Genomic DNA, 1728 nt, shown 5'->3' with positions numbered 1-1728 from the left:
CAAGTAAAGCCTTTTTTGATTAATGGTAAATCTTGTTTGGGCAATACAAACCCTCCAATTGCTCTGCAAGTTCTCCCAGGCTCTAGTATTTCGACACCGATAAAATTTAGCTTTCCAATAAAGGCGTAATCTCGACCAGGAATCCAATGGTTTGGGCTTATTCCAGTTCGATATCCCCACCGATTTTTCATGGCAAGTTCAATTAAGGAGACTTCAACTTCACATTCTACATCGACAGTTTCCAAGCTAAACGTCCCTTGAGCACATAACTTTTCAATAACGGGCGCAGGCACGTAGGGCATAATGGCGAAGCCGCCCTGCGTGTATGCGTCCCAGCGAACGAAGTGAGCGAGTTTATTGAGTTGTTATATGCGTGCCTATTACAACACATGGACGTCGTTGATAGTCGCTGCATAAAATCCATTACCTTGCGGGATAAACTCAAACTCCACTGTTAAATCCGTAATCTCACTATTAGACGGAAGATAGAAACCAAAAATTAGGTTTCCAGATTCGGTTTCCAAATATTCAGGAAAACATTTGGAAAGGTCTTCATTTTGGAATGTTACTGGCGATGTATTGTTGTAATATTCCTGAACAGCAAACTTTAATTTGGCTTCTGTCCAAGTTTCTCCGTAGCTGTTTGGACAATCCAATAGTTTCTGGGCTTCGTTGAACTTTTGTAGAGAGAGCAGCCTTAACCAACTCTGACAGTAAGACTTCACATGCACTTCTTTGTTTTGTTCAGCGATAGATAGCATGAATTCCTCAAAAGCATATAACTTTTCAATAACGGGCGCAGGCACGTGGGGCATAATGGCGAAGCCGCCCTGCGTGTATGCGTCCCAGCGAACGAAGTGAGTGTGTTGATTGAGTTGTTATATGCGTACAATTTAAACCCTTTTACACATCCACTCTAATAAAAACAAACCCCAGCTACATAGAGGATGATATTTGTATTAGGCAATTATTTGTTTGCCCATCGGTAACAATAGAACCACCCAACAGGCGGAATCAAGAAGTTGAGCAAGAAGGCATAAATGGCAACCAATCCGATATTGTCAGCCTTTCCTTTAGCAAATTTGATAGTAAGAAAAATTACAACTAAAGCGAGGATGAAGAGTGCTTGCCCCCAAAATGTAGCGTTGAGATTCATAAAATTCCTTATTGATGAGCTTCCTGAAAAGCATATAACTTCGCAATAACGGGCAGTAACACGGTGGCGAGAATATCGAAGCCGCCACCGTGTTACTGTCCCAGCGCGCCACCGCGCGCGTGTTAATTGCTTTGTTATAACTCACTTCTCTATAAACCAATATGTCAACGCCGAAAACGGAATTACAACAACGCAAAAAGTTAATAGACCCGCGCTAGTTTCAAGTGCAGAGCTAAAAGAAGAATTGCCACCTATAAAGTAATTGAATGCAATTGCAAAAGCTACAACTGATACAGCACAAGAACATGCACCCGATATGAGCAACTTAGGCACTATTGATACTTTTAGTTTTTGAAAAATTATTTTGAAGATGGGATAGCCAAAGATTGAGGCACTTATGGCTACACCTACTGCAAAGAATAAAGAGAAGAGAAATATGGGAAACAATACCAGTGACACTTCACTTTCCATCAACGTAACTACGATGAAAGATGCAACGAAAGCTATCCAATAGCCGGAAATGGCTGAAACTATGAATGTAGAAAATCTTGGCTCAATTTGCATGTGAGTTA

The 1728-nt window shown here is 41.0% G+C and carries 3 protein-coding genes; all 3 read right to left on the bottom strand.

What is annotated here, in order from left to right; translation table 11 throughout:
- On the bottom strand, positions 1-245 hold a 245-nt coding region (locus V7R35_RS17740; RefSeq protein ID WP_334016213.1), incomplete at its 3' end, for a hypothetical protein.
- A gap of 135 nt (positions 246-380) precedes the next feature.
- The gene (locus V7R35_RS17735) at positions 381-815 is read right to left on the bottom strand and encodes a hypothetical protein (protein WP_334016212.1); all 435 of its coding nucleotides are present in this window, start codon (positions 813-815) and stop codon (positions 381-383) included.
- Positions 816-1297: 482 nt separating this feature from the next.
- Positions 1298-1728 (bottom strand): hypothetical protein (locus V7R35_RS17730; RefSeq protein ID WP_334016211.1); only part of this gene is annotated, 431 nt, incomplete at its 5' end.

The organism is Alteromonas sp. S167, from assembly GCF_036864375.1.
Lineage (GTDB): Bacteria > Pseudomonadota > Gammaproteobacteria > Enterobacterales > Alteromonadaceae > Alteromonas.
This window is presented reverse-complemented; position numbering and strand designations above follow the sequence as displayed.